Here is a 2,554-nt window from a genome sequence, read left to right as displayed (position 1 = left end):
CAAACGGCAGGATCATCCTGTTCATCGACGAGCTGCACACCATCGTGGGCGCGGGCGCGACCGAGGGCTCCATGGACGCCGGCAACATCCTGAAGCCGGCCCTGGCCCGTGGCGAGCTGCACATGATCGGCGCGACGACGCTGGACGAGTACCACAAGTACATCGAGAAGGACCAGGCGCTGGCACGCCGCTTCCAGCCTGTGATGGTTGGCGAGCCCTCCGTCGAGGAGACCATCTCCATCCTGCGCGGCATCAAGGACAAGTACGAGCAGCACCACCGCGTCCGCATCACGGACGCAGCGCTCGTGTCCGCCGCCGACCTCTCCAACCGCTACATCAGCGACCGCTTCCTGCCCGACAAGGCCATCGACCTCGTGGACGAGGCTGCGAGCCGCCTGCGCATGGAGCTCGACTCCATGCCCGCCGACATCGACGCCGTGGACCGCGACCTGACCCAGAAGCAGATCGAGGAGCAGGCGCTCATGAAGGAGGACGACGAGGCCTCCAAGGAGCGCCTGACGAAGCTCCGCAAGGAGATTGCCACCACGCGCGAGAAGCTCGACGGCATGAAGGCCAAGTGGCAGAACGAGAAGGGCGCGATCGACCACGTCCAGGATCTGAAGAGCCAGATCGAGGACGCCAAGACCGAGATGGAGCGCGTGACCCGCGAGGGCAACCTCGCCCGCGCGTCCGAGCTGCGCTACTCCACGATCCCCACGCTCCAGAAGCAGTACGAGGCGGCCGAGAAGGTCCTCGACAACAAGAAGGAGGAGGGCGGCCTGCTCAAGGAGGAGGTCACCAGCGAGGAGATTGCCGAGGTCGTGAGCTCCTGGACCGGCGTCCCCGTCAGCAAGATGATGCAGGGCGAGATGGACAAGCTCAAGAACCTGGAGACGGAGCTCCACAAGCGCGTCGTCGGCCAGGACGAGGCCGTCAAGGCGGTCGCGGCGGCAGTGCGCCGCAGCCGTGCCGGACTCTCCGACCCCAACCGCCCCATCGGCAGCTTCTTCTTCCTCGGCCCCACCGGCGTGGGCAAGACCGAGCTCGCCAAGGCGCTGGCAGAGTGCCTGTTCGACGACGAGAAGGCCCTGGTCCGTATCGACATGTCCGAGTACATGGAGAAGTTCAGCGTCCAGCGCCTCATTGGCGCGCCCCCAGGATACGTGGGTTACGACGAAGGCGGCCAGCTCACCGAGGCCGTGCGTCGTCGTCCGTACTCCGTCATCCTGCTCGACGAGATGGAGAAGGCTCACCCCGACGTCTTCAACATCCTGCTCCAGGTACTCGATGACGGCCGCCTGACCGATGGCCAGGGCCGCGTCGTGAGCTTCAAGAACACGATCATCATCATGACGTCCAACGTGGGCAGCCAGTACATCGCCGGCGCCAACGCCTCGAGCGACCCCAAGGTCGTCCAGAAGCAGGTAAACGACGCGCTGCGCTCCACGTTCAAGCCCGAGTTCCTGAACCGTATCGACGACGTCGTGGTCTTCCACGCACTTGGCTTGGACGACATCGAGAAGATTGTCGACATCCAGCTGAGGGACGTCCGCAAGCGCCTCGACCGCGAGCGCATCAAGCTCGAGCTCACGCCTGCCGCGGTGCAGTCGCTCTCGCTCGACGGACTCGACCCCGTCTACGGCGCGCGTCCGCTCAAGAGGCTGATCCAGCGCCAGGTGGTCGACAACGTCGCGTCGCTCATCATCGACGGCAAGCTGCACGAGGGCGACACCGTGCGCATCGACGTCGGTGCGGACGACTCGCTCTTTGCTGAGCCGGTGCCCAAGGGTGATGCCGACAGCGCGAGCGAAGCCGAGGACGACACCCCGGTCGAGCCCGACACGGTGGAGTAGCCACCATCCCGCTGCCGTCCGGCATATCCGGCGGCAGCGTACATAAAGTGTCACGGCGGCCGGCCAGGCAACCCCTGGTCGGCCGCTTTCTTGTGCGCAGCCGCAGGGCGACCGCCTCCATTGCGCGATAATGTCTGCAGGACAAAGCCGCGCGCAACGCGCAGGCAAGTGCAAGCCACGCCAAAGGAAGCCCCCGTGTCGGACGAGAAGAACGACATCCATCCCAGCAGCCAAGAGCAGGAGCCGGCGTCCGTGCCGGCCCCGGCCCACGCCGCGGAGGACTCCTCCCGCTACGAGGACGTTGTTCCCGTGAGCCAGAACTCCGAGGACGCGGTGGAGGACGCGGACGCCACGGTCGTGCGCGACGTGGACGCGTTTGGCCCCGATGCGGAGGGTGTCGGCCAGGCGCCGCTGCCCCGGGAGGTCCCGGGGGAGGGCAGGAGCCGCAGGCGCGGCCGCGCGCTTCTCGCCCTTGCGATCGTCGCGGGCATCGCCGCGTGCCTCGTGGCTGCGGCGACGTACGGGGCGGAGCTCTGGGGTGGCAAGGTCGTCCCGTACGTGGTGGGCTACACGCAGGCGCGCGCGACGGCGCGGCTGCAGCAGAAGGGCTTTGCCGTGCACGTGCGCAAGGTCGCGTCCGACGCGGACGAGGGCACCGTCACCGCGACCGACCCCAAGGCGGGCGAGCGGCGCGACGCGGG

2 protein-coding genes are annotated in these 2,554 nt (G+C 67.3%); both read left to right on the top strand.

Annotated features, from left to right (window positions below; genetic code table 11):
- The coding region (locus ACI38Z_RS05805) for an ATP-dependent Clp protease ATP-binding subunit (protein WP_439789246.1) at positions 1-1,853 on the top strand (1,853 nt) is incomplete at its 5' end.
- A gap of 195 nt (positions 1,854-2,048) precedes the next feature.
- Positions 2,049-2,554: PASTA domain-containing protein (locus ACI38Z_RS05800; RefSeq protein ID WP_439789245.1), on the top strand; the 506-nt coding region annotated here is incomplete at its 3' end.

The organism is Parafannyhessea sp., assembly GCF_051876455.1.
Classification (GTDB): Bacteria; Actinomycetota; Coriobacteriia; order Coriobacteriales; family Atopobiaceae; genus Parafannyhessea.
This window is presented reverse-complemented; position numbering and strand designations above follow the sequence as displayed.